The following is a 2,583-nucleotide window of genomic DNA, read 5'->3' as shown; positions in this document are numbered from 1 at the left end:
AAATCACGGTAGATCGAGAAGGTCGCCCGACCGCCGGATACCCACTTGGCGGCAAAGAAGATGGTTCCGGGTGGAACCAGTGCCGGCAGGACCGCACCGACGGGGAACTCCAGATAGAGCTTCAGGGCGATGTCGCGATCGTGCTCGGCCCCGAAGTGAACCGTCTCGGCATGGTCCACCAACTCGATGAGTTGCCCTGCATCTTCCGGCGTTAGCCCCAACTGCAGGGTAACGGCGCTGAGGCTCGACTTCCTGTCCGGGTCCAGGCTTCGCGCCACGAAGCTCAGGAGCAGCCGATCGGCCGAAGCCCGCCCGGGCGAGAACTTGATCGATCGCTCTTCGATGAACGGGAACGACAGCGGGGCAAGCGCCCGTCGCAGCCTCACCTCACCGGGTCCCGGTGGAATCATCGCGCAGTCCTTCCCTCCCGCCATCCAGTTGCCAGTCTAGCCAAAACGTGAGGCCGGGCCATCGCAACGAAGACGCGAGCACGCGTGTCGAAGTAGCGTGCAGCCGCTCGTCTATGCTGTGATGCTGGCGAAGGGGTTCTTGAATGCGCTCGAATTATGGTTGGGTGGTGGTTGCCGCGGGAGCGGTGATCACCTGCGTAGCGATGGGAGCGATGTTCGCGCTACCCGTCTATCTGCAACCCATAGCGGCGGAGACGGGATGGACGCGAGCCGGAATATCCGGCGCGATGACGGGGGGGTTCGTCGTTATGGGCGTCGCGGGGTTCGGCTGGGGCGCGCTCAGCGACCGGATCGGCGCACGGCCGGTCGTGCTCCTGGCCTCACTGCTGCTGGTTGCCGGGCTGGTGCTGGCCAGCCGGGCGACCGACCTGCTCAGCTTCCAGTTCGCCTATGGCGGTCTGGTCGGCGCTTCGGGCGGCGCCTTCTTCGCCCCGATCATGGCGGCCACGGTCGGCTGGTTCGACAAGAATCGCAGTCTTGCCGTGTCGCTGGTTTCCGTCGGTGGCGGCGTAGCGCCGATGGTGGTCACGCCTTTTGCGAGCCTGCTGATCGAGACCTACGGATGGCGGGCGGCCATGCTGAGCATCGCGATCGGAGCGCTGGCAATGCTGATGCCGGCTGCCCTCCTCATCCGGCGCAGACCGGCCCTGGCCGAACCGGGGCCGAACGGGCACGACCGGCAGGAGGCGGCCGCACCGGATCGCCGGCTCTCTGTCGGCGCGGTGCTCAGGTCGCCGCAGTTCATCGTCCTGGCGGCGACCTTCTTTCTGTGTTGCGCAGCCCATTCGGGGCCTATCTTCCATACGGTCAGCTACGCGACAATCTGTGGAGCCTCCGCCCTTGCTGCAGCCAGTATCTACAGCGTCGAAGGCGTGGCGGGCCTCGTCGGACGGCTGGCCTTCGGGATCGCGGCCGATCGGTTCGGGGTGCGGCGCGTGCTGGTTGCCGGCCTGGCCCTGCAGGCCGTCGGCATCTTCGTCTACATCTACGTCACCGAACTGTCGGGGTTTTATGCGCTGGCAGCGCTGCTCGGCATGGCCTATGGCGGCGTGATGCCGCTCTACGCGGTGCTGGCCCGCGACTATTTCGGACCCAAGGTGATGGGCACCGTCCTGGGGGCGGCGACCATGACCTCCAGCACCGGCATGGCGTTCGGGCCGGTTGGCGGTGGTTGGCTCTATGATACCTTCGGAACCTACCATTGGCTCTATGTCGCGTCAGCGGCCGTGGGACTGTCAGCGGCAGCGATGGCGCTCGCCTTTCCGCCACCGTCAAGTCTCGACGCTTCCCGTCCTGCCCCACAGGCGCAGGTGGCCTGACGTCCGCTCGAAGGCTGCCGAGCCGGCCATTGACAGCATGATCGGGAATGCATACTTAATTCTATGCTTAACCAAGAAGTGCCGCTGGACCTGATGTTTCAGGCGCTTGCCGATCCCACGCGACGGCGGATGGTCGATCGGCTGAGCCACGGCCCGGCCTCGGTCAGCGAGTTGGCCGAGCCGTTCGAGATGTCGCTGCCCGCCGTGGTGCAGCACCTCAAGGTGCTGGAGGAAAGCGGGCTGGTTCGGACCGAAAAGGTCGGTCGGGTCAGGACCTGCACTATGGATGCCGGCGCGCTTGGAATGGTCGAAAAGTGGCTGAACGACAGGCGGGTCGGATGGGAGAGGCGCCTCGATCGGCTGGGCGCGTTCCTCGACGCTCTGCCGCCGGATGACGACAAACGCTGAGACCTGCCCTGCTGCAGAGTGAAACGGAGCCTCTATGACCGAACGGTCGATTGTGCATGGCACATTCACGGTGCATCGACGTTACCCGCACCCGGTCTCGAAGGTGTTCTCGGCCTGGTCGAAACCGGAATTCAAGCGGCAGTGGTTCGGCTCGCCGGATCCCGCCAACGCCTCTGCCGTATTCGAGTTCCGGGAGGGTGGGCGCGAGTACAACGCGGACCGGATGGGCGCCGACCTGTACACCTTTGATGTGCGCTATCACGACATCGTGCCGGACAGCCGCATCGTCTACACCTACGAGATGACGATGAACGGCCAGCGCATCTCGGTCTCGCTGGCCACCGTCTCCTTCACCGTCGAAGCGGACGGAACCCATCTGATGATCC

General features: G+C 65.1%; 4 protein-coding genes. 3 read left to right on the top strand and 1 reads right to left on the bottom strand.

Annotated elements, in window-relative coordinates:
- A partial coding sequence (locus ACE3TU_RS21255; protein ID WP_374627855.1) for a hypothetical protein occupies window positions 1-410 on the bottom strand: 410 nt, incomplete at its 3' end.
- Window positions 411-553: 143 nt separating this feature from the next.
- Here ACE3TU_RS21255 and ACE3TU_RS21250 point away from each other — a divergent pair.
- The 3 genes from ACE3TU_RS21250 to ACE3TU_RS21240 all read left to right on the top strand — a co-directional run.
- The gene (locus ACE3TU_RS21250) at window positions 554-1,789 is read left to right on the top strand and encodes an MFS transporter (protein WP_374627854.1); all 1,236 of its coding nucleotides are present in this window, start codon (window positions 554-556) and stop codon (window positions 1,787-1,789) included.
- Between the two features lie 63 nt (window positions 1,790-1,852).
- Window positions 1,853-2,197 carry an ArsR/SmtB family transcription factor gene (locus ACE3TU_RS21245; RefSeq protein WP_374627853.1) on the top strand — a complete coding sequence of 115 codons (345 nt, stop codon included), beginning with the start codon at window positions 1,853-1,855 and terminating at the stop codon, window positions 2,195-2,197.
- Window positions 2,198-2,231: 34 nt separating this feature from the next.
- Window positions 2,232-2,583: SRPBCC domain-containing protein (locus ACE3TU_RS21240; protein ID WP_374627852.1), on the top strand; the 352-nt coding region annotated here is incomplete at its 3' end.

Source organism: Devosia sp. (genome assembly GCF_041917035.1).
Taxonomy (GTDB): domain Bacteria; phylum Pseudomonadota; class Alphaproteobacteria; order Rhizobiales; family Devosiaceae; genus Devosia_A.
This window is presented reverse-complemented; position numbering and strand designations above follow the sequence as displayed.